This window comes from Halorubrum distributum JCM 10118, from assembly GCF_000337335.1.
Lineage (GTDB): Archaea > Halobacteriota > Halobacteria > Halobacteriales > Haloferacaceae > Halorubrum > Halorubrum distributum.
In genome coordinates this window covers 77,416-101,278 of record NZ_AOJN01000063.1, presented here as the reverse complement: position 1 = coordinate 101,278, position 23,863 = coordinate 77,416, and the positions used below count along the sequence as shown (strand labels likewise).

18 protein-coding genes and 3 tRNA genes are annotated in these 23,863 nt (G+C 69.5%); 9 read left to right on the top strand and 12 right to left on the bottom strand.

All coding sequences use genetic code 11. From position 1 onward, the window contains the following. Nucleotides 1–5: 5 nt before the first annotated feature. From rpoB to C466_RS14485, 3 genes are read right to left on the bottom strand one after another with little or no spacing between them, the layout of a single operon-like run. On the bottom strand, nucleotides 6–1,835 hold the full coding sequence (rpoB, locus tag C466_RS14495; protein WP_004599095.1) for a DNA-directed RNA polymerase subunit B: 1,830 nt from the start codon (nucleotides 1,833–1,835) through the stop codon (nucleotides 6–8). A gap of 2 nt (nucleotides 1,836–1,837) precedes the next feature. Next, nucleotides 1,838–3,403, bottom strand: a complete 1,566-nt coding sequence (locus C466_RS14490) for a DNA-directed RNA polymerase subunit B'' (protein WP_004599096.1) — start codon at nucleotides 3,401–3,403, stop codon at nucleotides 1,838–1,840. Next, the gene (locus tag C466_RS14485; RefSeq protein WP_004599097.1) at nucleotides 3,400–3,630 is read right to left on the bottom strand and encodes a DNA-directed RNA polymerase subunit H; all 231 of its coding nucleotides are present in this window, start codon (nucleotides 3,628–3,630) and stop codon (nucleotides 3,400–3,402) included. Before C466_RS14485 ends, C466_RS14490 begins: the two co-directional genes overlap by 4 nt. 279 nt (nucleotides 3,631–3,909) lie before the next feature. Here C466_RS14485 and C466_RS14480 point away from each other — a divergent pair. Both C466_RS14480 and C466_RS14475 read left to right on the top strand, forming a co-directional pair. Further along, nucleotides 3,910–3,982 (top strand) — tRNA-Asp (locus C466_RS14480). Nucleotides 3,983–4,012: 30 nt separating this feature from the next. Then, nucleotides 4,013–4,085 (top strand) — tRNA-Asp (locus C466_RS14475). Nucleotides 4,086–4,299: 214 nt separating this feature from the next. Here the strand turns inward: C466_RS14475 and C466_RS14470 are convergent. The 3 genes from C466_RS14470 to C466_RS14460 form a co-directional block, all read right to left on the bottom strand. Further along, nucleotides 4,300–5,304, bottom strand: a complete 1,005-nt coding sequence (locus C466_RS14470) for a histone deacetylase family protein (RefSeq protein ID WP_004599098.1) — start codon at nucleotides 5,302–5,304, stop codon at nucleotides 4,300–4,302. Continuing rightward, a complete protein-coding gene (locus C466_RS14465) occupies nucleotides 5,305–5,736 on the bottom strand; it encodes a histone family protein (RefSeq protein WP_004599099.1) in 432 nt (143 codons plus the stop codon). Between the two features lie 97 nt (nucleotides 5,737–5,833). Next, on the bottom strand, nucleotides 5,834–7,339 hold the full coding sequence (locus C466_RS14460) for a single-stranded DNA binding protein (RefSeq protein ID WP_193366056.1): 1,506 nt from the start codon (nucleotides 7,337–7,339) through the stop codon (nucleotides 5,834–5,836). Between the two features lie 248 nt (nucleotides 7,340–7,587). On the opposite strand from C466_RS14460, the gene C466_RS14455 reads away from it, so the two are divergent. Further along, a tRNA-Arg gene (locus C466_RS14455) sits at nucleotides 7,588–7,660 on the top strand. 638 nt (nucleotides 7,661–8,298) lie between these two features. Here C466_RS14455 and C466_RS14450 read toward each other — a convergent pair. After that, nucleotides 8,299–10,134 carry a cation:proton antiporter domain-containing protein gene (locus C466_RS14450; RefSeq protein ID WP_004599101.1) on the bottom strand — a complete coding sequence of 612 codons (1,836 nt, stop codon included), beginning with the start codon at nucleotides 10,132–10,134 and terminating at the stop codon, nucleotides 8,299–8,301. A gap of 463 nt (nucleotides 10,135–10,597) precedes the next feature. Here C466_RS14450 and C466_RS17390 point away from each other — a divergent pair, with 463 nt between their 5' ends. Beyond that, nucleotides 10,598–10,885, top strand: a complete 288-nt coding sequence (locus C466_RS17390) for a hypothetical protein (protein WP_239641233.1) — start codon at nucleotides 10,598–10,600, stop codon at nucleotides 10,883–10,885. 275 nt (nucleotides 10,886–11,160) lie between these two features. Then, entirely contained in the window at nucleotides 11,161–11,826 is a 666-nt protein-coding gene (locus C466_RS14440) for a DUF309 domain-containing protein (protein WP_004599103.1), read from the top strand. Nucleotides 11,827–11,840: 14 nt separating this feature from the next. On the opposite strand, the gene azf is transcribed toward C466_RS14440, so the two are convergent. From azf to C466_RS14420, 4 genes are all read right to left on the bottom strand, one after another. Beyond that, nucleotides 11,841–12,743: an NAD-dependent glucose-6-phosphate dehydrogenase Azf gene (gene azf, locus C466_RS14435; RefSeq protein WP_004599104.1), complete on the bottom strand. Its 903-nt coding sequence runs from the start codon at nucleotides 12,741–12,743 to the stop codon at nucleotides 11,841–11,843. A gap of 121 nt (nucleotides 12,744–12,864) precedes the next feature. Continuing rightward, nucleotides 12,865–13,215 carry a cell division protein SepF gene (locus tag C466_RS14430; RefSeq protein WP_004599105.1) on the bottom strand — a complete coding sequence of 117 codons (351 nt, stop codon included), beginning with the start codon at nucleotides 13,213–13,215 and terminating at the stop codon, nucleotides 12,865–12,867. A 69-nt stretch (nucleotides 13,216–13,284) separates the two neighbouring features. Beyond that, nucleotides 13,285–16,080 carry a DNA mismatch repair protein MutS gene (gene mutS, locus C466_RS14425; RefSeq protein WP_004599106.1) on the bottom strand — a complete coding sequence of 932 codons (2,796 nt, stop codon included), beginning with the start codon at nucleotides 16,078–16,080 and terminating at the stop codon, nucleotides 13,285–13,287. A 63-nt stretch (nucleotides 16,081–16,143) separates the two neighbouring features. After that, a complete protein-coding gene (locus C466_RS14420) occupies nucleotides 16,144–16,695 on the bottom strand; it encodes a DUF7344 domain-containing protein (RefSeq protein WP_004599107.1) in 552 nt (183 codons plus the stop codon). A gap of 249 nt (nucleotides 16,696–16,944) precedes the next feature. On the opposite strand from C466_RS14420, the gene C466_RS14415 reads away from it, so the two are divergent. Further along, nucleotides 16,945–17,862: a hypothetical protein gene (locus tag C466_RS14415; RefSeq protein WP_004599108.1), complete on the top strand. Its 918-nt coding sequence runs from the start codon at nucleotides 16,945–16,947 to the stop codon at nucleotides 17,860–17,862. A gap of 74 nt (nucleotides 17,863–17,936) precedes the next feature. Here the strand turns inward: C466_RS14415 and C466_RS14410 are convergent, their stop codons facing one another. Next, nucleotides 17,937–18,485 (bottom strand): DUF7344 domain-containing protein, encoded by a 549-nt coding sequence (locus C466_RS14410; protein WP_004599109.1) that lies wholly within the window; start codon nucleotides 18,483–18,485, stop codon nucleotides 17,937–17,939. A gap of 393 nt (nucleotides 18,486–18,878) precedes the next feature. Here C466_RS14410 and C466_RS14405 point away from each other — a divergent pair, with 393 nt between their 5' ends. From C466_RS14405 to C466_RS14395, 3 genes are all read left to right on the top strand, one after another. Further along, nucleotides 18,879–20,372, top strand: coding sequence for a vWA domain-containing protein (locus tag C466_RS14405; RefSeq protein ID WP_004599858.1), 1,494 nt, complete (start codon nucleotides 18,879–18,881; stop codon nucleotides 20,370–20,372). A gap of 121 nt (nucleotides 20,373–20,493) precedes the next feature. Then, on the top strand, nucleotides 20,494–21,921 hold the full coding sequence (locus C466_RS14400) for a SipW-dependent-type signal peptide-containing protein (RefSeq protein ID WP_004599111.1): 1,428 nt from the start codon (nucleotides 20,494–20,496) through the stop codon (nucleotides 21,919–21,921). 128 nt (nucleotides 21,922–22,049) lie between these two features. Further along, on the top strand, nucleotides 22,050–23,762 hold the full coding sequence (locus C466_RS14395; protein WP_004599112.1) for a SipW-dependent-type signal peptide-containing protein: 1,713 nt from the start codon (nucleotides 22,050–22,052) through the stop codon (nucleotides 23,760–23,762). The last annotated feature ends 101 nt before the right edge of the window (nucleotides 23,763–23,863 follow it).

Sequence of the window (23,863 nt, the reverse complement as noted above, 5' to 3'; positions counted from 1 at the left end):
GACATCTAAATCGCGTCCTCCAGTTCGAGTTTCGGTCGGATGCCGAGGGCGATCATCTCGTCGAGCAGCAGCTTGAACGCGTAGCTGACCTCCAGCTCGTGGATGTCGTCCTCGTCGCCCGTGACCGGGTCGTACACGCGGCGCTGCTCGCGGTCCTCGACGGCGACGAGGCCGGTCTCCGCGGAGACGTGGACCGTCTCGGCGTCGGAAGACTCCAGCAGCCGCTCGTTGAGCACCATCGACGCGCCGTGGCCGATAATCGTGTCGCGCTCCATCTCCCCGACGCGCAGCCCGCCCTCGCGGGCGCGCCCCTCGGTCGGCTGGCGCGTGAGCACCTGGACCGGCCCGCGCGAGCGGGCGTGGAGCTTGTTCGACACCATGTGGTACAGCTTGTGATAGAAGATCGTCCCGACGAAGATCTCGGCGTCGATCTTCTCGCCGGTGACGCCGGAGTACATGACCTCCTTGCCGGAGGACTCGAAGCCGTACTCCTCCAGCTGACCGCGGAGCTCCTCCTCGTCTTCGCCCTGGAACGGCGTGCCGTCGACCCGCGAGCCGCGCAGCGAGCCGACCTTCCCGCCGAGCATCTCCAGCACGTGGCCGACCGTCATCCGCGACGGCAGCGCGTGCGGATTCATCACGAGGTCCGGGACGACCCCCTCCTCGGTGAACGGCATGTCCTCCTGGGGCGCGAGGTGGCCGACGACGCCCTTCTGTCCGTGTCGGGACGCGAACTTGTCCCCCAGTTCGGGGACGCGCTGGTCGCGCACCTTCACCTTCGAGAGCTTGGAGCCGTCCTCGCCCTCCATCAGCGTCACCGTGTCGACGACGCCCGACTCGCCCGAGCGCATCGTGACGGATGTCTCGCGGCGCTTCTGGGGGGAGAGCCCGCCCATGTCGTCGGGCTCTTCGAGGAAGCGCGGCGGGCTGGTCTTGCCGAGCAGCACCGAGGACTCGTCCACCTTCGTCTCCGGGTTGACGAGGCCGTCCTCGTCGAGGTGCGTGTAGGCGTCCTCGCCGCGGGCGCCGCGCACGTCCTGGTCCGGAATCTCGAAGCGGTCCTCCTGGCCGCCGGGGTACCGGCGCTCCTCGCCCTCGTAGGTCCGGAAGAAGTGCGAGCGGGTGAGCGCGCGGTCGACGGAGCCCTGGTTCATCACCAGCGCGTCCTCGATGTTGAACCCCTCGTAGGACATCACGGCGACGACGAAGTTCTGCGCCGCCGGCCGCTTGTCGAAGCTGATCTGGTCGGAGGTCTGCGTCTTCACCATCGCCAGCTGCGGGTAGTGCAGGAGGTGCTGGCGCGTGTCCGGCCGGATCCGGTAGTTCGCCGAGGGGAGCCCGAGCGACTGCTTCATCATCCCCGCGCCCATCGTAATTCGGGGGCTCGCGTTGTGTTCGGGGTACGGGATCATCCCCGCGCCGATACCGAAGACGAGCTGCGGGTCGATCTCGAGGTGCGTGTGGTCCTCGGTCACGTCCTCCTCGTCGACGGCGACGAGGATGTCTTCCTCCTCCTCGGCGTCGATGAACTCGACGTAGCCGCGCTCGACGAGGTCCTCGAACTCGACGTCGCCGCGTTCGAGCGCCTCGATCTCCTCGTCGCCGAGGAGCGGCTCGCCGTTCTCGACGACGATGAGCGGGCGCCGCGCCCGCCCCGCGTCGGCGTTGACGATGACCTCGCGGGTCCGGTCTTTCACCGAGACGTTCACCATCTCACTGACGTCGCCGCGGCGGCGCGCCTCTCGGATCTGTTCGGCGAGCTCGTCCGGGTTCTCGTGGGTGCCCACGAGGCTCCCGTTGACGTACACCTTCGCTTCGCGTTCTGCTTGTGCCATGATCAGTCGTCCGCCGTCTGTCGTTCGACGCCCTCGATGCCGGGGATCCCCTCGACACCCATCGACGCCAGTTCTCGTTTTAGCCCCTGTTCGTCCTCGACCGTCTGCGACAGCTCCATCGCCTGCGCGAAGTTCTTCACGAGCCCGCAGTTCGGTCCCTCCGGCGTCTCGGAGGGACAGATGCGACCCCACTGGGTCGCGTGGAGGTCCCGCGCCTCGAAGTGCGGCTGCGACCGCGACAGCGGCGAGCGCAGGCGCCGCAGGTGCGAGAGCACGCCCATGTAGTCCGTCCGATCGACGAGCTGGGAGACGCCCGAGCGGCCGCCCACCCAGTTCCCCGTCGCGATCGGGTGTTCGAGCCGCTCGGTCAGCACGTCCGAGCGGACGACCGTGTTGACGGTGAGCTGCCGGTTCCGCATGTTGGCGCGTTCGAGCTGGTACTTCACGTCGCGCGCCAGCTTGTTCAGCGCGGTGCGGAACAGGTCGCGCATGAGGTCGCCGGAGACCTTCAGGCGCTTGTTCGCGTAGTGGTCCTTGTCGTCGGCCTCCCGGCGGTCGAGGGCGAGCTCGAAGCACGCCTCGGCCATCCGGCAGAGGTAGTACGCCTTGTTGATCCGCACGTCCTCCTCGTCGACGCCCTCCTCGTGGAGGTGCGGCAGGAGGTAGCGGTCGATGACGTAGTTCGCCCGCTTGAGCTGGTAGTTCTTCCCCTGGCCGGAGGCGACGCGCTCGCCGAGGGTCTCGATGGCCTCCTCGGTCGTCTGGACGTCGGCCTCCTCTAAGTTCTCCAGCATGAACTTCACGATCTCGGGGTCGTCCGAGACGCGGTGGACGATCTCCTCGTCGGATTCGAGCCCGAGCGCGCGGACCAGCGTCACGAAGTCGATGGAGCCGGAGACGGAGGGGAACGACACTTCGAGCAGCCCCTCGCGGTTGCGCTCACAGAGGACCAGCGCGCGGTAGCCGCGGCGCTGGGAGAACGTCTTGGCGACCTGGATCTCGTCGCCGTACTTCGAGTCGTACTCCGCGAGGATCTTGTTCGGCGCCAGGTCCTCCGAGGTCATCAGCACGCGCTCGGAGCCGTTGACGATGAAGTAGCCGCCGGGGTCGACGGGGTCCTCGCCGATGTCGATGAGCTCCTCGTCGGAGAAGCCCGCCATGTTACACTTGTTCGAGCCGACCATGATCGGCATCCGGCCGACCTTGGTCTCGGTCGTGTCGACGACCTGTTCGGGCTCGTCCTCGCCGCCGCGCACGATGGACATCTCCATGAACACGGGCGCCGAGTAGGTGATGTTGCGGAGCCGGGCCTCCTGCGGGTACAGCAGCTCCTCGGAGCCGTCGGCCTCGCGGACGCGCGGGGTGACCATCCGTACATCGCCGAGCTCGACGTACACCGGCTCCTGGCCCTCCTTGTCGCCGATGTCCGTCTCGATGGTCTCCTTCTCGTCGACGACTTCCTGCATGCCGCGGTCCAGGAAGTTGTTGAACGAGCGGAAGTGATGTTCGGCGAGCCGTTCGTCCGAGAAGTACTCGCGTGAAACCACGCGTCGGTCTTGCCTGTTCATGAGACGACCAGTCGGTACACGACCGCCTCGTCGGTCGTTCGGGAGTCGCGGACGATCTTCACCACGTCGCCGACTTCGGCCTCGTCGGGGAGCGCGGGATCCGTGCGTTTGATCTTCGGTAAATTCGTTTTCTTCACGTCGTACTCCGCCAGGACCTCCTCGACCTCCTCGGGGTCGTCGAGGAGAACGTGGTCCGGGACGAGTTCGTGTTGGCTTACGTCTACCATGGGTGCTGGTGGTGGGGAGAAGCTATCACGAGATACTACAGATACGTATATACGCCAGCGGCATAAGACTTACCAAGCGCCGCCGCGCGCGGCTCACGAGTCGCGGGGCGTTCGACACTCCCACACAGGCGAGGTCGGCACAAAAGCATACCGGCCGCGACCCCCATTTCCCCCCTCGGCGTCGCGGCTCGGACGCCTCGATTCCCTGTCACCGACCCGCACTCCCGTCAGGGATGACAAGCCTTATTTGCCAGACAGGGGTACGAACTGATGCGACAAGCCCGGATGGTGTAGTGGCCCATCATACGACCCTGTCACGGTCGTGACGCGGGTTCAAATCCCGCTCCGGGCGTCCCCGGTTTCGGGGCGCTGTCGCTTGTTTGCCCGGATGGTGTAGTGGCCCATCATACGACCCTGTCACGGTCGTGACGCGGGTTCAAATCCCGCTCCGGGCGTTCCTGTCGACGCCGACTACGAGCGAGGAGCGTCAGCGACGAGCGAGTCCGGCGGCGACGAACGCAGACGAAGGGATTTGAATCTGAGGACGAGCGAGAACGCAGTGAGCGAAGTCCTCCGGGTTCAAATCCCGCTCCGGGCGTCTTTCGCTGCCGCAACAACGAACGAGGAGCGGTAGGAACAAGCGCATCCGACGGCGGTTCCGCTCCCGACCTACAGGTCCAGTTCAGCCAGCAGGTCGTCGACGAGCGTCTCGGTCTTCGCGTCCGGGTCCTCGTCGGTCGCGACGGGCGTCCGCCCGTCGTACGTCTCGTGGACCATGGAGACGCCCTCAGCGAGCGTGTCGAGGCCGTAGCCGCCCTCCAGCACGTACGCGTTGGCGGCGCCGACGTCGTCGGCGAGCGACCGGATCCGATCGGTCAACAGCGCGTACCCCTCCGAGGAGACGCGCATCCGCGAGATGGGGTCGTGGCGGTGCGCGTCGAACCCCGCCGAGACGATCAGCAGGTCGGGGTCGAATCTGTCGACCGCGGGCGCGATCCCCTCGTCGACGGCGTACAGGTAGTCGGCGTCGCCGGCGCCGGCCGCCAGCGGGAGGTTCGCGGTGGCTCCCTCGCCGTCTCCCTCGCCGGTCTCGTCGAGGTCGCCCGTGTCCGGGTACAGTCCGTCCTCGTGGATCGACGCGTAGAACACGTCGCCGCGGTCGTAGAAGATGTCCTGCGTCCCGTTCCCGTGGTGGACGTCCCAGTCGAAGATCGCGACGCGGTCCGCGAGGTCCTCGTCGAGCGCGGTCTGGGCCGCGACGGCGGCGTTGTTGAAGAAGCAGAACCCCATCGCGTCGTCGGTGACGGCGTGGTGGCCCGGCGGGCGACCGACGGCGAACGGCGTCTGTCGGCCGGTCGACCCGGTAAGCGCCTCGCGGGCGGCCCACTGTGCGAGCCCGGCGGAGGTGAGCGCGGCGTCCCACGTCCCGTCGCTGGCGACGGTGTCGGGGTCCCAGCTCCCGCCGCCGTCCGCCACGAACGACTCCAGCTCGTCGACGTAGTCGGGGTCGTGGACCGCCGTGACCGCCGCCTTCTCGGCGGGGTCCGCCTCAACGTACTCGACGCCGTGTCGCTTCGCGAGGCCGCGGCGGATCGCGCGGAGCCGGTCCGGGTTCTCCGGGTGTCGCTCGCCGGTGTCGTGGTCGAGACACCGGTCGCTGTAGCCGAACCGCATCTACTCGAACAACGCGAAGTACGTCTCGATGTCCTCGGCCTGTACCGTCCGTCGGTCCGCGTGGCGGGCCAGCGTCGCGGCCGCGCTCGCGACGTTGTCGGCGTAGTCCTCCAGGATGTCGGCCAGCGCGACCCGCGCGTCGACGCCGACCCGGTACCGGTCGTCGATCCGGAGCCGAGCGATCCGGTCGATGGGCGCGACGGGCAGCGTGAGGTCCTCCCGGCTGACGACCTGCTCGACGCCGAAGTCCGCGGCCATCAGCGTCTTTCGACCGTCCGCGGTCGCCCGCTCGGCCGCGTCGACGGCCAGCTCCGCGCCGTGCGACTGGATCCGTCGCGCGAGCTCCTCGGCGGCGTCCGCGCTGACGCGGAGTTCCCCCGCGTTCCGCCGGATGATCCCGTCGACCGGCGCGAACGGCAACTCGACACTCATACACACAGTCGCGTCCGTGTATCGTATAACGCTTTCCGTTAGCCGCATCCCCGCCGGATCCGGACGGGAACCGTCGGGGCCAGAGGACGCGTCCGCGTCAGAAGACGTCGTCGGCGTCGATGGTGCCGTCGCGCTCCGCCCCGCGGACGGTTACCTCCTCGCCGAGCCGGAGGCTCGCGTCGGTGTCCACCGTCTTCGTCCGCTGCCCGTCGTCGAGGACGACCGGGTCGCCGGTCTGGACGACCGTCCCGGTGAACTCCACGCCCTCGCTCGACCGCTCCGCCGTCGCGGCCGCGGCGCCGCCGCTCGCGCTGCCCCCCTCGTCCTCACCGCTCTCGCCGGCGACGGCCTCGGCGGCCGCCTTCTGTCCGTCCTCGGCGAAGGCGCCGAGACCGGTCTCGTCCGCGCCGCGATCGCCCCCGTCGCCGCCGGCCCGGTTCCCCCCCGAGCCGTCGGATCCGGCCGCTCCGTCCGCGACGCCGGCCGCCGCGTCGCTCCCCTCGTCGAGGACCGTGACGGTCGAGCGCCAGTTCGCGGACGCCTCGAGGTCGTCCTGCCAGCCGTCCTGGATCTCGACGTCGGTGAAGACGACGCGGTCGGCCAGCTCGATCTCGCGGTCGGCCTTGTCGCCCCACAGCGCGACGCGGATCTCGCCCGTCTCGTCTTTGATCCGGACGTTGCGCACCTGCCCCTCGCTGCCGTCGTCGCGGTCGAAGGTGCGCACCGGGTCCGTCTCGATGACGCCGCCGCCGACGTCGACGGTTTCGCCGATCTCCAGGTCGGCGACATCGGTCGTCTCCGGGACGTACTCGACGTCCTCGTCCACGCGCTCGACGGTGCCGCGGTCGCCGACGTGGAGCTCGAGGTCGCCGTCGCGCTCGCGGACGTAGCCGTCGCCGACCTCGACGACCTGGCCGGCCTCGAACTCCTCGGCGAGGTCGGCCTTGCCGTCCCACAGCGTCACGCGCACGCGGCCCGTCTCGTCGCCGACCGTGAGGTTCGCCACGCGCCCCTCGCTGCCGTCGTCGCGGTCGAACGTCCGGATCGAGTCGGTGTCGAGCACCTGGCCGACGAGGTCGACGTCGGACGCGCCGAGCGTGAGGTCCTCGACGCGGTAGGTGTCGAGCACCTGGACGTCGACCTCGGCGTCCTCGTCCGGTTCGACCTTGTCGGCGCTCACTTCGAGGCCGCTGTACCCCTCCTTCGGGCGGCCCATGACGCGGAGGACTTGCCCGACTTCCAGCTCCTCCTCGGCCGCCGCGGCCATGTCGTCCCAGAGGGCGACCCGGACGGAGCCGGAAGCGTCCGCGACGTCGACGTTGCAGACGCGGCCCTCCTCGGCCTCCTCGTCGTCGCGCTCGAAGGTCCGGACCTCGCCGATTGCGGTCACCTTCCCGAGGAACTTCACGTCGTTCATCCCCGGCTCGATGTCGGCGATGGTGTCGGCCTCCTCGTCGCGCAGCTCGTGCGCGATGAGCATCGCGGCGGTCTCCTCGTCCGCGAGCCCGCCCATCTGCTCGACCTTGTCCTCGACGGCGGCCTCGAACTCCTCGAACTCGACGTCGGTGTCGAGGTCCTCGTACACCTCCTCTATGGCTCCCATGCTCGTCCCTCCGTGGTCTGCGAGGTCGCGCATAAGCGTTGCCGTTGCCCGGGGTCCGCGCCGGAACCCGACCGGTCGGCGGGGCGACCGACGCGGGTCGCGGTCGCGGCTCGAAGGCGTCTCATAGAGGCTCATGGGGCCCGTCGATACAAAAGGTGTTCATCCGACGCGGGGAGACCGTGCGGACGGCAGGCACGCGGCCGCCGGACCGTAACCGTCTTAAGTTCTACCACGATACGTAGAGATGAGTCCTGGTAGGGTAGTGGACTATCCTCTTGGCTTGCGGAGCCAGGGACCGGAGTTCAAATCTCCGTCAGGACGTTCACTTTGCGGCTGTCTCACTTCGTTCGACAGCCGCTGCGTTCACGTCCTGACGTGCCTCACGCTCGCTTCGCTCGCGTGAGACTCCGTCAGGACGTTCTTTAATTACAACTTTACGACGGTTGCGAGCTATGTGTAGATCCTACGCGACATGCTCAGTTAGTTGTGGGGTGGCGCGTGCCTGCGAGGCCGCTCCGCGGCCGAGCAGCACGCGCGAGGGAGTCGCTGGCTCCCGGAGCGAAGCGGAGGGTGCCAGCGACGGGGCTGGGGAGGGGTGAGGTGCTGTGCGGTCGCGGCCGGGTGGGACTCAAAGGGGCATCCGGGAGGCCGCCGTAGGCGACGCAAGCACCGCAGGGAGCGAACGGAGTGAGCGACCGAGGAGCACAGCGAGCGTACGGCGGCCTCCCGGCTGGGGCTTTGGCGGTGTCCGCCACCGATCCGTAGTTGATTATTTATACGCGAGCGGCTGGAGGTTAGGCGGCCGTCATCGCCGCTCATCGGTTCGCTATTTATAAGCGAGCAATCGGAGATTGAGCGGAGGTCACCGAATCAGCCTCGGCCATTTATAAACAGGCGATCAACAGCCCGACCTCTCATATCCTCACTTCACGAACGGCCCGAACCACCCGCTCTACGTCTTAATCGTGCGGGTGGAAGCGGTCCATCGCGCGGCGGACCGCGTCCGTGTCGCCGATGAACGTCACGTGGTCACCAATTTCGAGGACGCTGTCCGCCGAGGGGACGTGATTCTCGCCGTCGCGGCTCACCACGGCGACGAAGGTGCCGTCCGGAATCTGCGCGTTGAGGTCGCGGATGGTCTTGCCCGCGAGCTCCCGGGAGGTCACCTCGACCTCCTGAACGTCGTGGCTGTCGCCGAGCTCGTTCATCCAGTGCGTGAGCGCGGGCCGCTCGATCTCGTCGTCGATGGCCACCGCTGTCGCCGTCGTGGCGTCGATACCCGTCACGCCGATGCTGTCGAAGGCGTCGACGTTGTCCGGGTCGTTCACCCGCGAGTACACCGAGGCGACGTCGAACTTGGTGATCGCGAGCTGGCACGCCAGGAGGTTGATGTCGTCGTCGCTCGTCGTCGTGATGAACCGCTTGGCGTCCTCGATGTGGGCGCCGCGCAGCGTCTCCGTGTCGCTGCCGTCCCCCTCGTAGACGGTGTACCCCTCCGAGCGCGCCCGCTCGGCGACGTCCGGGTCCGACTCGACGACCACGACGTACTCCCCCCTGTTCTCCAGTCGCGTGGCGAGCGCCTGGCCGACCCGACCCCCGCCGATGATTATCGTGCGCATTGGTGACACTCCGAGGAACTCTCCGATCTGCCGCGCGAGCCCCGCCTCGACGAGGACCGTCGCGAAGATGACCGCGAACACCGTGCCGACGAGCAGTTCGCCGGCGGCGACGCTGCCCGCGAGCTCAAGCTCGATGGCGAACAGCGTCGCCACGCTCGCCGGGATGATCCCCCGCGGCCCGACGCTCGCGATGAACAGCCGCTCGGGCCGGGTGAACCGCTCGACGCCGACGGTCGCGAGGAACGCCCCCAGCGGCCGGAGGACGAACATGATGACGGCGACGAGCGCGATCACGCCGAGTCCGAGCCCCGCGATCGCCTCGACGTCGATCAACGCCGCGAGCGAGATGAACACGAAGGACAAGACGATCGTGGTGGTGTTCTCCGCGAACGTCTCTATCTCCTCGCGGTTGTCGATCCCGAGGTTCCCGAGGAGGATCCCGCTCGTCGCCGCGGCCGCGATGCCAGCCTCCGCGGCGACGGCCTCGGCGGCCGCGAACGACCCGATCGCGGCCGACAACACGAGGAACTGCGACGCCTGCACGTCGCGTTCGGGGACGAGGTCGCTCTCCAGCAACACGTAGATGATGACGGTGGCGAGCAGCCCCGCGGCGACGCCGACGCCGAACCGCTGGAGGAAGGACAGCACCGTCGCGGGGACGCCGAGGTCGTCGAGCAGCAGCGTCTCGAAGATCACGACCGCGACGATCGCGGCCGTCACGTCGTTGACGATCCCCTCCGTCTCCAGCGCGGTCGCGACGTGGTCCCGCACCCGGACCACGTTGAGGATCGGCGTGATGACGGTCGGGCCGGTCGCCACCAGCAGCGCGCCGATCAGCAGCGCGATCTCCCACGTGCCGTCCGTGAACGCGCGGACCGCCGCCGCGGTGCCGAGGAACATCACGACCGCGCTGATCGTCACCAGCCGGAGCGACACCGTCGACGCGCGCCGGATCCGGTCGATCCGGAGCGCGAACGCCCCCTCGAAGACGATGATCGCGACGCTGAGTCCGACGATGATCTCCAGTCCGTCGCCGAACGTCTCCAGCGTGACCAACCCCAGCAGCTCGGGCCCCAACACCACCCCGATCGCGAGGTAGAAGATGACGCTCGGCACCCGGAGCCGGTGAGCGAGCAGCTGGACGGCGAGCCCCGACACGAGTATCACCGCGATCACCGGCAGCAGGCTACTGGACACGTCTGTCGTCGATACACGCTCCGCCCCCCTTAGTGTACTGGTGGGCGCTCCGGTCGGCCGGATCGGGGCGACGGGGAGAGCACGCTATTGCTTCGCACACACGAACAACTATTAACTCGGTTCCGTCTGTCGATAGTACCACGCCCGGCCGGTCCCCCACCGCCGGGTCGATACCATGATCGTCCGCGATCCCACCCCGACGTTCGCCCCCCGCCGGAGCGTCCGGAAACGGGCCCGCGGACCGGTCGCCGCTCTCCTCGGCGCCGTCGCCGCGTGACCCCGACGCGGGGACGGCCCGCTCGTCCGCCGCGGCGAGCGCCGTCTTCTCCCCGGCGCCCCGAGACCCCGCTTCGCCGCCCGGAGACCGCGCGGTGCGGTCGCCGGCGGCCGAACCGACGCCAACTGCGAGGCGCACGCCTCGCGCCACGATCCACATCCGTCGATGAACGCAGACCGATCCCCCTCCAGACGCACCGCCCACCCCGACCACCCTGACCCGCACGCGACCCCGCACCCGGCCGAACCGCTCCCGTCGCGCGGCGCGATGATCGCCTTCGCGGCGCTGCCGGTGGCGACGGTCGCCGCCCTCTCGTTCCCGATCGCCGCCGCGGTCGCGCTGGCGGCCCTCTGCGGCGCCGTCGCCGGCGCGGCGCTTCACCGGCGCCACCCGACCGCGGTCGACCGGACGTTCCGCCTGCCGGACGACGACGGCGCCGTCCGAGAGGCCTGACGTGTCCGGCGCGGGCGACGACCGGGCCCCCTCACTGACGCCTCCCCTCCGCTTCCCCACTGACGCTTCCCCCTCCGCTTCCCCACTGACGCTTCCCCCTCCGCTTCCCCACTGACGCTTCCCCCNCTGACGCTTCCCCCTCCGCTTCCCCACTGACGCTTCCCCCTCCGCTTCCCCACTGACGCTTCCCCCTCCGCTTCCCCACTGACGCTTCCCCTCCGCCTTGTCGACCCCAGAACTCGGCATTTATCACTCGCCGCCGTCGACCCCGAGGCGTGACCGACCGCGACTCCGATCCGGACCGGAGCGCGCGCGAGCCGCTCTCCGCGTCAGTCGTGATCACCGCCGGCGCCGCGCTGTTCAACGAGGGGCAGTTCCTCACCGCCCGCGACGTCTGGGAAGGTGAACGGCAACCATCGGACGGCGACGACAGCGACGACGTCGAGCGACTGCTCCGGGGGCTGGCCGCGACCGCGGCGGCGGCGCACCGCGCGAGCGACGGCGACCGGTCCGGGGCGACGGAGCGCGCGGACGACGCCGTCGCGGCGCTGGCGAGCGTCTCCGATCCGCGCGGGGTCGCGCTTGGTCCCGTTCGAGAGTGGGCGGAGCGGCTCGCTGCGGCTCCGAGAGACACGGGTTCGGCGACCGCGCCGCGGGTCCGTATCGACGATGAGACGCCGGAATTCGGCGGTCTGTCGCTCGACGCGGCCGGGCTCGCGGGGCCGGCGCTCGCGAGGGGTGGCGAGCCGGGCGACCCGGCTACGCTCGCGAGAGCGGCGGAGTTCGCTCGCGAACAGCGCGGGACGGGACAAACCGAATTCGCGGAACTACTGTTCGCGTACCTCCGGACGCCGGACGCGCGGCCGCAGGTGGCCGCGCGGCTGGGCGATCACGTCGATCGGGAGGCGCGGAAGCGACACGACGTCGACGGGCTGTTCTGAGCGCTTCGAGCCGGTCAGGCGTCGTCCGGGTCGGCGGGGAAGTTGGGTTCGGCGGGCGACTCGGGTGCGGGCCGATCGGCGTCCGACGCGAACGAGTCGCCGTCGTAGCGACCGCCGTTCGTCTCGGTGTCGCTGTCGGACTTGGGTTTGCCCTCGAAGGTGTAGTCGGCGGAGTTGTCGGCGGGGTCGTAGCCGAGCGCCTCGCGGGCGCGCTCGATGGAGTAGTAGCGACGGTCGTTGTTCGAGATGCCGTACACGATCTCGTAGCCGTACTCGGCCTGGAGACAGCGGTCGAACAGGTGCGCGCAGTCGCGGTGCGAGAGCCACATCGCCTGCCCGCGCTCGTACTCGCGGGGCGGGTGGTCTCTCGTGAGGTTGCCGATGCGGACGCAGACGACGCTCATTCCGAACTCGTCGTGGTAGAAGCGCCCGAGCGACTCGCCCGCGGCCTTCGAGACGCCGTAGAGGTTCCCGGGGCGGGGGAGCTCGCTGCCGTCGAGCCGGTAGTCGTCCTCGGGGCGGTAGAGGTCCGGCGTGCGGTCCTCGGTCTCGTAGCCGCCGACGGCGTGGTTCGAGGAGGCGAACGCGAACCGCTTGACGCCCGCGTCGGCGGCCGCGCGCATCACGACCTGCGTCCCGTCGATGTTGTTCCGGAGGACGGAGTCCCACGGCGCCGTCTTCCGGGGGTCGCCGGCGAGGTGGATCACCGCGCCGACGTCGCCGACCGCCTCGCGGACGGCGCGCTCGTCGGTGATGTCGGCGACGTACCGGTCGGCGTCGGTGACCCCGTCGGGCACCTTCGCGGCCGGGAGCGGCTCGCGGTCGAGGAGCCGCCAGTCGTACTCGTCACCGAGACCGCGGAGGATGGCCTGTCCCACCCGTCCGCCGGCGCCCGTCAGCAGGACCGGCTCGTCCATTCGACTCTACGTGGGCGGGAGAACGGCATATATGACACGGTTCGACCGGTGGGACCGAATCGGGTGCGGAAAGGCGCGACGACGGACCGAGAGGCGGACCGAGACCGCCGGACCGCGGCGCTTACAGCTTCTGTCGGGAGACCTTCACGCCGGTCGGGGTGACGATGATCTGGTCGTCGCCCTTCTGGACGATGTCGCCGTCGACCTCCTGGACCACCTGACGGAGCTCGTCGTAGACGTGTTCTATCGTCCGGTCCGACGTGGAGTGGCGGGTGATGTCCGCGATGACGAAGTCGCCGTCGTACACCGCATCCTTGATCGGGATGACGTCGCTCTGGTCGCCGATCTCGGCGAAGTGTACCTGCGTGCCCGTCTCCGCGTGCGCGTCGGCGAAGTCGTCCGCGTCGAGCTCGACGTAATCGTCGACGGAGCGGCTCCCACTTCCGCCGAGGATCTTGCTCATGATGCCCATACACACCACACGACGAGGTTAGACATTAGTTCTTACGTCAGACGCACCCGCGTCCGTCCCGCGCCGCGGTCAGTCGAGCCGCTCTTGCCACTCCTGGACCCGGGAGAGCAGCTCCACCGGGGGGGTCGACGCCACGTCGACGTCGCTCAGCTCCTCGATCACGGCGCGGGTCTCGGGGTCGAGCCGGTCGGCCGCCGCGGCCTCCGTGGTCTCGACGGAGTCGCCCGCGGCCCCCGCGGTTGCGTCGGAACCGGGCGACGTCGATCCGGCGGCCGCTCCGTTTCGACCCGCCTCCGAGGTCGAGGCGTCGGCCGCCGACCTCCCGTCGGCGTCAGCGCCCTCCGAGAACGATCCGGACGAGAGGTCGAAGACGACCTGCTGTGTGCCCCCTGTGTCGCCGTCGCCCGGGCCCGCGCCGTCGCCGCTCCCCCCGCTCCGCGAGCCGCGGGCCTCGATGGCCTTCTCTTCGCGGAGCCGGTCGAGGACCTCGTCCGCGCGCGAGACGACGGGGTCGGGGACGCCCGCGAGGTCCGCGACGTGAACCCCGTACGAGCGGTTCGTCGGGCCGTCGCGGACGGTGCGGAGGAACGTCACCTCCCCGTCGCGCTCGTCGACGGCGACGTGGACGTTCGCGACACGAGGGAGGTGGTCGGCCAGCGTCGTCAGCTCGTGGTAGTGGGTGGCGAAGAGGGTCCGAGCGCGGACCTCGTTGTGGAGGTACTCGGTCGCCGCCCACGCGATGGAGATGCCGTCGTAGGTGGCGGTGCCGCGGCCGACCTCGTCGAGGATGACGAGCGAGTCCGCGGTCGCCGAGTGGAGGATGTTCGACAGCTCCTGCATCTCGACCATGAACGTCGACCGGCCCTGCGCCAGCTCGTCGAGGGCGCCGACGCGGGTGTAGATGCCGTCGACGAGCCCCACCTCGGCCGCGCGGGCGGGGACGAACGAGCCCGCCTGCGCGAGCAGCTGGATCAGCGCCGCCTGCCGCATGTACGTCGACTTCCCGCTCATGTTCGGCCCGGTGACGATCAGGAAGCCGCGCTCGGCGTCGAGCCGGAGGTCGTTCGGGACGAAGTCGGTCGTCCCCTCGACGACGGGGTGGCGCCCGGCCTCGACGTCGAGCCGGCGTTCCGTCGTCAGCTCCGGGCGCGTCCAGTCCCGCCGGGCGGCGTGGGTCGCGAGCGAGGCGAGCGCGTCGAGCTCGGCGACCGCCCGCCCGGCGTCCTGGAGCAGCTCGGCGCGCTCGGCGACGCGCTCGCGCAGCTCCTCGAACAGGTCGTACTCCAGCTCGCCGCGGGCCTCCTCCAGGCGGAGGACCTCCCGCTCCTTCTCCGCGAGCTCGTCGGTGACGAACCGCTTCGAGTTCTTCAGCGTCTTGATCTCCCGGTAGTGTTCGGGCACCTGGTCGGCAACCGACTTCCCCACCTGGATGTAGTAGCCGTCCGTCTTGTTGCGGTCGACGGTGACGTGGCTGAGGCCGTGCTGCCGCTTCTCGCGCTCCGCGAGCCCGTCGAGCCACGACTTCACTTCCTCGTGACGCTCGATCAGCTCGTCGAGCTCCCCGTCGTACCCCGCCTTCAGCAGCCCGCCGCCCGTCTTCGCCTTGGGCGGGTCCTCGGCGAGCGCCTCGGCGAGCTCCTCGCGGAGCGCGGCCGCCCGCTCGCGGTCGACGCGGTCGAGGACGGCCGCCGCGGGCGAGTCGGCGAGGGCGGTCCCCCCTATCGCGTCGGCGAGGTCCGGGAGCAGCGCGAGCGTGTCGCGGACGGAAAGCAGCTCTCGCGCGCCCGCGCTTCCGCTCGTCGTGCGCGCCGCGAGCCGTTCGAGATCGTAGGCGTCGCCGAGGACCTCGCGGACCCGGTCGCGGGCGAGCGCCGCGGACGCCAGCGCCTCGACCGCGTCGAGCCGGGCCGCGAGCGCCTCGCGGTCGCGCCGCGGCCGGGTGAGCCACTCGCGGAGCAGCCGGCCGCCGGCTGCGGTGACGGTGTGGTCGACCGTGTCGAACAGCGAGCCGTCGGCGTCGCCCCGCATCGTCTCCGTGATCTCCAGGTTGCGCTGGGTGGTCGCGTCGACGTCGACGCGGTCGTCGGCGCCGTACGCGGTGAGCCGCGTCATCGAGGCCAGCACGCCCGCGCCCGTCTCCTCGACGTACGAGAGGACGGCGCCCGCGGCCCGGACCGCGAGTTCGGAGTCGAGCCCGACGCTGTCGGTCGTCTCGCGGCCGAACTGCTCGCGCACGGCGTGCTGCGCGCGGCCGGTCGCGAACGCCTCCGCGTCGAACGCGGTCACGCGTCCCGAGAGGTCCTCGCGGACCGCCTCGAGCAGCTCGTCGTCGTTGCGGACGCGCGGCCCGGGGAGCACCTCCGCGGGGTCGAACCGGTACAGCTCGGCGCGCAGATCGCTGCCGTCGTCGACCGTCGTGGCGAGGAACCGCCCCGTGGTCACGTCGGCGAACGCGAGCCCGTAGGGGCCGTCGGCGTCGGGATCCGTACCTTCCTCGCGGACCACAGCCGCGAGGTAGCGCGCGTCGTCGTCGCTCGTCTCGAGGACAGTACCGGGCGTGACGACCCGGACGATCTCGCGGGCGTGGTCGCCGCCCTCGGTCTCGTACTGGTCCGCGACCGCGACCCGGTAGCCGCGCTCGACGAGGGCGTTCACGTACGGCGTCAGCTCCGAGAGCGGCACGCCCGCCATCGGGTACGACGAGCCGTGGGAGGACTTCTGTGAGATGCTCAGGTCGAGCTCGTCGGCGACCAGCTCGGCGTCGTCCGCGAAGAACTCGTAGAAGTCGCCGCACTGCATCGCGAGGACGTCCGCGTCCGTCTCCGCCTTGAGATCGAGGAACTCCCCGACGATCCCCGTTGCCATATGTCCGTACTCCCGCCGTGCGCGGCTAAAACCCTGCGGGTGTAACGCCGCGACGGGGCGGCGCTATTCAACCCGGTTGCGACGCGTTATTGTCCGGTGTATCAGCCCGGAGACGCCGAACAGCAGCGCGAACAGCAGCGCGTACGCGTACCCGGACACCGAGCCGAACGGGACGGTGCCGACCCACGCCGCCGCCGCCAGCAGTCCGCAGACGACCGCGAGCCCGACGTAGTACTCGCTCCAGAGGATCTCGTTGTCCGAGACGATCTCGAGGTACACCTCCAGCTGCCGACTCTCGTCGGTGAGCGACACCAGCCCCCGGTCGGACTCGTACTCGATGAACCCGCTCGCCGCCAGCTTCGGCAGATGCGACTGGTGAAGCGCCGTGTACACTCGCTTGCGCTGCTTGTACGTCACCTCTGGGATCTCGAGGTCGTTCTCCCACGCCGCCAGCTGCTCGGCGATGTCTCTGACGCGGGCGTCGTCGCCGGCCCGTTTCAGGTACTTGATCACGTTCCGTCGCCGCCGGTTACTCAGCGCGGTGAATATCTCGTCGCGGGACGGCCCCTCCTCGTCGTCTGGAACCCGTGCTGGCGTCTTGAGTTGGGGCGTCATGGGAGACTCATAAAACCGGTTACTTCGTTAATTGGTACCGAAGGACATATCATTTTCTATAATATTCGAGAATAGACGCCCGGCGAAATATGTCGCGTCGGCGTCGGCGGTATGTCTCTGAACTCGCGCTCTTCGAGGGTTTAACCGCCTACCGTGTTGATCGGTTACAGGGAGGACAACGGGTTCTGCGGCCGCCGGCCCGACGGTAGGGACTCCATACATACGATCGTTCGGCGCGAACGACCGGCGATGACTACGTCACACGACACGAAAGCGCCGGACCGGCCGGCGGAACGCGCCGGCCGCCGACCGCTGGACCGCCTCCGCCGACCAGAGTACACCGGCGCGAACCGTTGTCTCCCCTGTACAGCGGTCAACGTCTGTATCGCCGTCGGCGCGGCGCTCGCCGCGGGCGGACTGGTCGGCCCGGGCCTCGGCGCTGGGGTGTTCGTCGCTTCGCTCGCGGCGATCTGGCTCCGCGGCTACCTCGTTCCGGGGACGCCCGAACTCACGAAGCGCTACCTCCCCGAGCGGGTCCTCGCGCTGTTCGGCAAGGCGCCGGGCGTGGCGGGCCGGGACGCGCGTCCGACGGGCGACGTCAACCCCGAGGAGTACCTCCTCGGGACCGGTGCCCTCGTCGAGACGCCGGCGGGCGACGACTTCGCGTTCGCGCCCGACTTCGCCGCGGCGTGGCGCGCGTCGGTCCGCGGCGAGACGGGCGAGACGAACGGCGACGGGAACCGGGACGCCCGCGGCCGGGACGCCCGCGACGACCTCGGGGAACTCGCGGAACTCACCGGGCTCGACCGCGACGCGCTGTCGATCGAGTGGCGCGGCGGCGCGGCGTTCGCGTACGCCGACGGGGAGCGGATCGGCCACTGGGAGTCACGCGCGGCGTTCAGGGCGGACGTCGCGGCCGACCGCGTGCTGACGGCGACCCGCGACGACTGGGCGACCCTGCCGCTCGCGGACCGGAGCGCGGTGCTCGGCGCCCTGCGGCTGTTCGTCCAGGAGTGTCCCACCTGTGCCGGGGAGGTGGCGCTCGAAGAGCGGATCGTCGAGTCCTGCTGTTCCAGCTACGACGCCGTCGCCGGACGCTGCGCGGGCTGTGACGCCCGGCTGTTCGAGCTCCGGCTGCCGGCGTCGCTCGCGACCGCCGAGGAGTAGCGGCGGAGGGGGCGGAGCGGCGGGGGAGGACGAGGACTGTTTTTTCCAGGCGGATCGCCGTTTTTTCGGGCGGGTCAGCGTTTCTGGTCGGATCGCCGGGGGCGCAGCTGGCGCAGCACCGAGAACCGGTTGACCCACAGCTGGACCGCGCTGGCGGCGGCGAAGGCGCCGAGCGCGAGGCTGGTCCACAGCACCGGGTCGACGGCCGAGACGAGCGGGGCGTCGAGGAGCGCGGCGAGCACGACGGTCAGCGATCCCACGGCGAGCGCGCGGTACAGCTCCGACCACGTCGCGCCGCCGGGCGCGAGGATCTCCGTGTAGAGCCGCACGTCGCGCGCGCGGCGCGAGAGTTCGACCGTCTGGGAGTCGCGATCGTACGTTATCACGCCCGCGTCCGCCAGCTTCGGCAGGTGCGTCTGAACCAGCGACGTGTACACGCTCTCGCGGCAGCGCGTCGGCGGCGGGCTCTCCCCGGTCTCGCGGCCCGCGACGAGCGTCGACAGCTCGTTGACCGAGACCGTCCCGCCGACGGCGCCGAGCTGTTCGATGGCGCGCCGTCGGCGCTCGTTCGCGAGGATGGCATACACCTGTTCGGCCGGAAGGACGTCGTTTCGGAGTTTCATGATGGGGCTCTGGGCGGCCGCGCTCGGCGGCGTCCGGATTCTGTCACCCTGTGCGACTGACGAGGCTATATGTATGGGCTCGCTGCCCGGCGGAGCCGCCGATGAGGGGCGAAGGTACGACTCTCCTGTCGGATTCGCCCCGACGAGTACGGTCTGCGTGCCGCGTTCGCGGGCGGCGGTACGGACCGCTTACGGTCGAGATCAGCCGGAGTAGGGACGCCGGACCGCCGGTCGAACGTCTCCTTTGACCCGCGACATGAGACGTTCTATCGGTTGGAATCGGGCGTTCGGCGGTGACGTGGGAGTGCGTAACTACGTCGGTATCCCTCGGAGGGGAGAGTAACCGATTCGGTTCAGCCCAGCGCGGACGGGGGGCGAGTCGGGGGAGAAACCATGAGCCAAGACACAAACGACACAATCGGACTCTCGCGGCGCAAGGTGCTCGCGGGCCTCGGCGCGGTCGGCGTCGCGTCCGCGGGCGCGGGACTCGGTACCACGGCGTACTTCAACGACACCGAGTCGTTCACCAACAACACGCTCACCGCGGGCGAACTGGACCTGAAGCTCGACTACAAGTCGACGTACCTCGGCGGCCCCGGCCGTCTGGACGACGTCGTCGACATGGGTTACCCGGACGCCGAGGACCTCGGCGACGGCCGGTACCTGCTCGATCAGGCGCCCAGCCCCGCGGACATGCAGGCGTGGGAGGACCTCGTTATGGACGACGACTTCGACTTCTGTTCGCCCGAGGCGGACGAGTACCTCGTCAACGGCGACGGGATCCCGATCTTCACGCTCGACGACGTGAAGCCCGGCGACTCCGGCGAAGTGACGATCAGCATCCACATCTGTGACAACCCCGCGTTCCTCTACCTCGCGGGCGAGCTGACCGAAAACGCGGAGAACGGGCAGTCCGAGCCCGAGATGGAAGACGAGGGCGAAGACGCCGACGGTATCGGCGAGCTCGCGGACGCCATCGAGGTCTGCGTCTGGTACGACGAGGACTGCGACAACGTGTACGAGCCCACGGGCACGGGACAGCAGCAGGAGCTGGAAGTCGCCTTGGTCAGCGACGTCTCCGGCTCGATGAGCGGTTCGATCGACGACCTCCAGGCCGCCGCGAACGGGTTCGTCGACAACCTCTCTGCCCCGGACGAGGCCGCCGCGATCTCGTTCAACAGCTCCGCGTCGCTCGACCAGGAGCTGACCACGAACTACCAGGCCGTCAAGGACGCCATCAACGCCTACAGCGACGGTGGCGGCACGAGCATCGACCTAGGTATCGACGTTGGTGCGGACGAGCTCCTCAACGGGAGCAACGCCACCCCCGGCGCCTCAAAAGTGATGATCCTGCTGAGCGACGGGAACTCCAGCGCCAGCGCCGCGAACACCGCGGCGGACGCCGCGAAGAACGCGGGCATCCGCATCTTCACGATCGCCCTCGGGAGCGCGAACACCTCGCTGCTCCAGAGCCTCGCGAGTTCGCCAGACGACGCCTTCGTCGCGCCCGACCCGGCCGACCTCGACACCGTCTACGCCGAGATCGCGCAGATCGTCCTCGCGGGCGAGCAGAAGATCCTCTCCGGCACGATGAGCGAGGTCTTCGCGGAGCTGGCCGACGGCGAGGCGCTCGACGGCAACCGCCAGGAGGAGGGCCGCCAGCCGTACCCCGGCGCGACCACGCAGTGCATCGGCTTCGAGTGGACACTCCCGGCGGAGGTCGGCAACGAGATCCAGACCGACTCCGTGAGCTTCGATCTGGCCGTCTACGCCGAGCAGTCGCGGCACAACGACAATCCGCAGGTGGCGTTCAACGGGACCGACGTGAACAGCACCAGCCCCGGTCCCGCACCCAACGGCACCGGCAACGTGAGCAACTCGAGCTAGTTCCTCGGAGCAGCGCGGCCCCGGACGACGAGACACGTCCGGTTCCCGGCTCGGCGCCTTCGGGCGGCCGACGCGGCGGTTCGCGACCGCCGCCGGGAGTTCCCTTCGGGGATGATACACAATGAACGACGACAAAATCGGACTATCGCGGCGCAAGATGCTGGTCGGACTCGGTGCGGTCGGCGTGGCTTCCGCGGGCGCGGGCATCGGCACCACGGCGTACTTCAACGACACCGAAACGTTCGAGGACAACACGCTGACGGCGGGCTCGCTGGACCTGTTCGTCCACGTCGACTACTCTGAGGACCAGGGCAGCTACGCGCAGTACTCCACCGAGCCCGGAACGTTCATGGACGGTAACGTCATGGGCGGCGGTGACGGAGAACCCCTCAGCATCCAGGTCTCCGACCTGAAGCCCGGCGACTCCGGCGAGGGCGAGTTCTGCTTCTCGATCGTCGACAACCCCGCGTACATGTGGATGTGCGGCGAGCTGACCGCGAACGACGAGAACGGGATGACCGAACCCGAGATGGACGACGACGAGACCCCCGGTGGGGACCTCGCGGACGCGATGCAGGTAACCGTCTCGTACTGTACCGACGACGGCGACGGCGGCAACGACATCGGCGACGAGATCGTCTCCGGCTCGCTGCGGGACGTGATGCTCGCGCTCCGGGCCGGCGTCCCGCTGTCCAGCGACGGCGACGCGAACGCGCCGCTCGCGGATCGTCCCACCTTCGATGGCGTCACCGAGCCATTCACCGACGGCGAACCGAACGTCGACGAGCAGTGCGTCTGCTTCGAGTGGTTCGTACCGACGAGCGTCGAAAACGAGATCCAGACGGACTCGGTCATGTTCGACTTCGAGTTCTACGCGGTCCAGGCTCGCCACAACGACGGGACCCACAACCCCTGCGTCGAGTTCGACACCGTCCTGACCACCGACTCCGGTCCGGGCGTCGACCGCGACGGCGACGAACAGGCCGAGGCCGAGGGAAGCTGGCTCACCGCGCGGGTGAGCAGCGGCCCGACCACGGTCGTGCAGGTGGAGCTGGACGGCGACGTGTACGGCTCGGGGGCCGGCGAGTGGCCGAGCAACCCGAACTCCTACGTCGTCGAGGCGAACTTCGACGTCGACACCGACGGGCTCGGCGAGAGCCCGAACGACGACTTCCGGTTCGGCTTCGGCGGCTCGAGCGCCGGTGCCCGCGTCGGCGGCGTCGGGAACAGCACGAGCGGCGCGAGCGGTCCCGGTGGGTACATCCGCCGGAATATCGGAACGGGCGGAAACAACAACCGCTTCGACACCGCCGCGGAGGACGCGCCCGGGTTCCTCGCGGTCGAGAGCGCCGACCAGCTGACCTACACGTTCGTCATCGACTGGACGAGCGGGCTGCCGTCGCTGTCGAGCGTCCCGACCCAGTTCACCGTCAACGAGGTCTTCGCCGGCGACGGCGGCGAGGGCGTCGCGGCGATACCGAACAGCTCGAACGACGGCCGCGGGGCCATCGACAACGTGACCGACGCGTCGGGGGTCATCAACGTCTGACCGGCGCGAGGCCGCGGCGGGCGCCGTGACGCCCGTCCGAACGACCACTACCCATTCCGGACCCGCGCGGGCGGCCGGGACGACGGTTCGACTCCGTCGGTGGGACTTCCCTACGGGGAATTACACTCATGAACGACAAAGACAACATCGACACAATCGGACTCTCGCGGCGGACCGTCCTGGCCGGCCTCGGCGCGGTCGGGCTGGCGTCGGCGGGAGCGGGCTTAGGCACCACGGCGTACTTCAACGACACCGAGTCGTTCGAGGGCAACCAGCTGACCGCCGGCCAGCTCGACCTCTTGGTCGACTGGCAGCAGACCTACGACTTCGGCGAGGGCCGCCAGTTCGTCAGCGCGCACCCCGACCACGACGGCGACGGCGAGCAGTCGGTCGAGATAGACGACGAGGTGTTCAAGTACAGCGACTTCCCGGACGAGGACGACACGGACAGCAACGGGGCGAACCTCCCGGTGCTGACCTGCGAGAACATCCCGCCGCTGTCGGAGGCCGACTTCGGCACGGACCCCGTCACGGGCGAGGAGATGGAGACGCTGGTTCAGCTCACCGACGTGAAGCCCGGCGACTCCGGCGAGATCACCTTCTCGCTCCACCTCTGTGACAACCCCGGCTACATCTGGATGCAGGCGGCCAACGTCGACGACGACGGCGGCACCGCCACCGAGCCCGAGCTGCTCGTCGACCCGGACAACATGGGCGACCTCGGCGACGCCATCGAGGCGCGCCTCTGGTACGACGAGGACTGTGACAACGTCTACGACCCGGCGGAGCCGGTCGACATCATGCTGACGCTCGACTTCTCGGGCTCGATGCTGTACGACCAGTTCGGCGGCGTGGTGAACGGAGACGACATCGCGATCAACGGGACCACCTACGGCGAGACGACGAAGATCGACCTCGTCGAGCTCGGCACCCGGCAGTTCATCGACTTCCTCCAGAGCTCGAACGCGGACGTTGAGGTCGGCGTCGCGTACTTCGACGGCGAGAAGGGCGGCGACAACGAACCCCGGACCGGGATCTTACAGCCCCTGACCGACGACCTTTCCGTGGTCGACGGCGCGCTGACGAACCTGCGGCAGAAGCTCGCGAACGTCGTGAGCGGCGGCGCGGGCTCGACGCCGTTCGACGGCGACGGGAACCCCGACCCGTTCGTGGGCGGCGGCGGTATCGCGACCGGCACGTACATCGGCGAGGGCGTCGACGACGCGCAGGCCGAACTCGACGCGAACGGCCGGACCGGCGTCGCGAAGCAGAACGTCGTCCTCTCGGACGGCGAGTCGTTCAACGGGACGGGCTCGACGACGTTCTCCTCGCCCACCGCGGCGGCCGACGACGCCCGCGCGGCGTCGCCGAGCCCCGCGACCGACCTGTTCACGATCAACGTCGACGGCAGCGCGAGCACGCTCCAATCGATGGCCGGCCCCGCCGGCGGGGCGGGCGGCGACCCGCTGTTCTTCAACGACCTCGACGACCCGCTGAACATCCCGACGGTGTTCGGCAACCTCGCGGCGCAGGCCACGCAGGAGAAGGTCATCATGGAGGACACGCTCGCGAACGTCCTCGCCGAGCTCGCCGACGGGGACGGGATCCCGCTCGACGGCAACCGCGCGACGCTGTACGACGAGCTCAGCGACCCGGCGGACGACCCGGACCGCGACGCGTTCCGCGGCGACGGCGTGATGCACTGCGTCGCACTCGAGTGGGAGCTTCCCCTCGAGGTGGGCAACGAGATCCAAGGCGATACGCTCGCCTTCGACCTCAGCTTCTACACCGAGCAGGCGCGCCACAACGACGGCTCGGGTCCGGAGCTGACCCCCGCCTGAGCGCCGGAGCTCCCGCCGGGGTACTGGGCGGACGCGCCGGACGGCGCGAACGCCGAACCGGAGGAGCGCGGCCGGGTACGATCCTCGTACCATCGGGTACG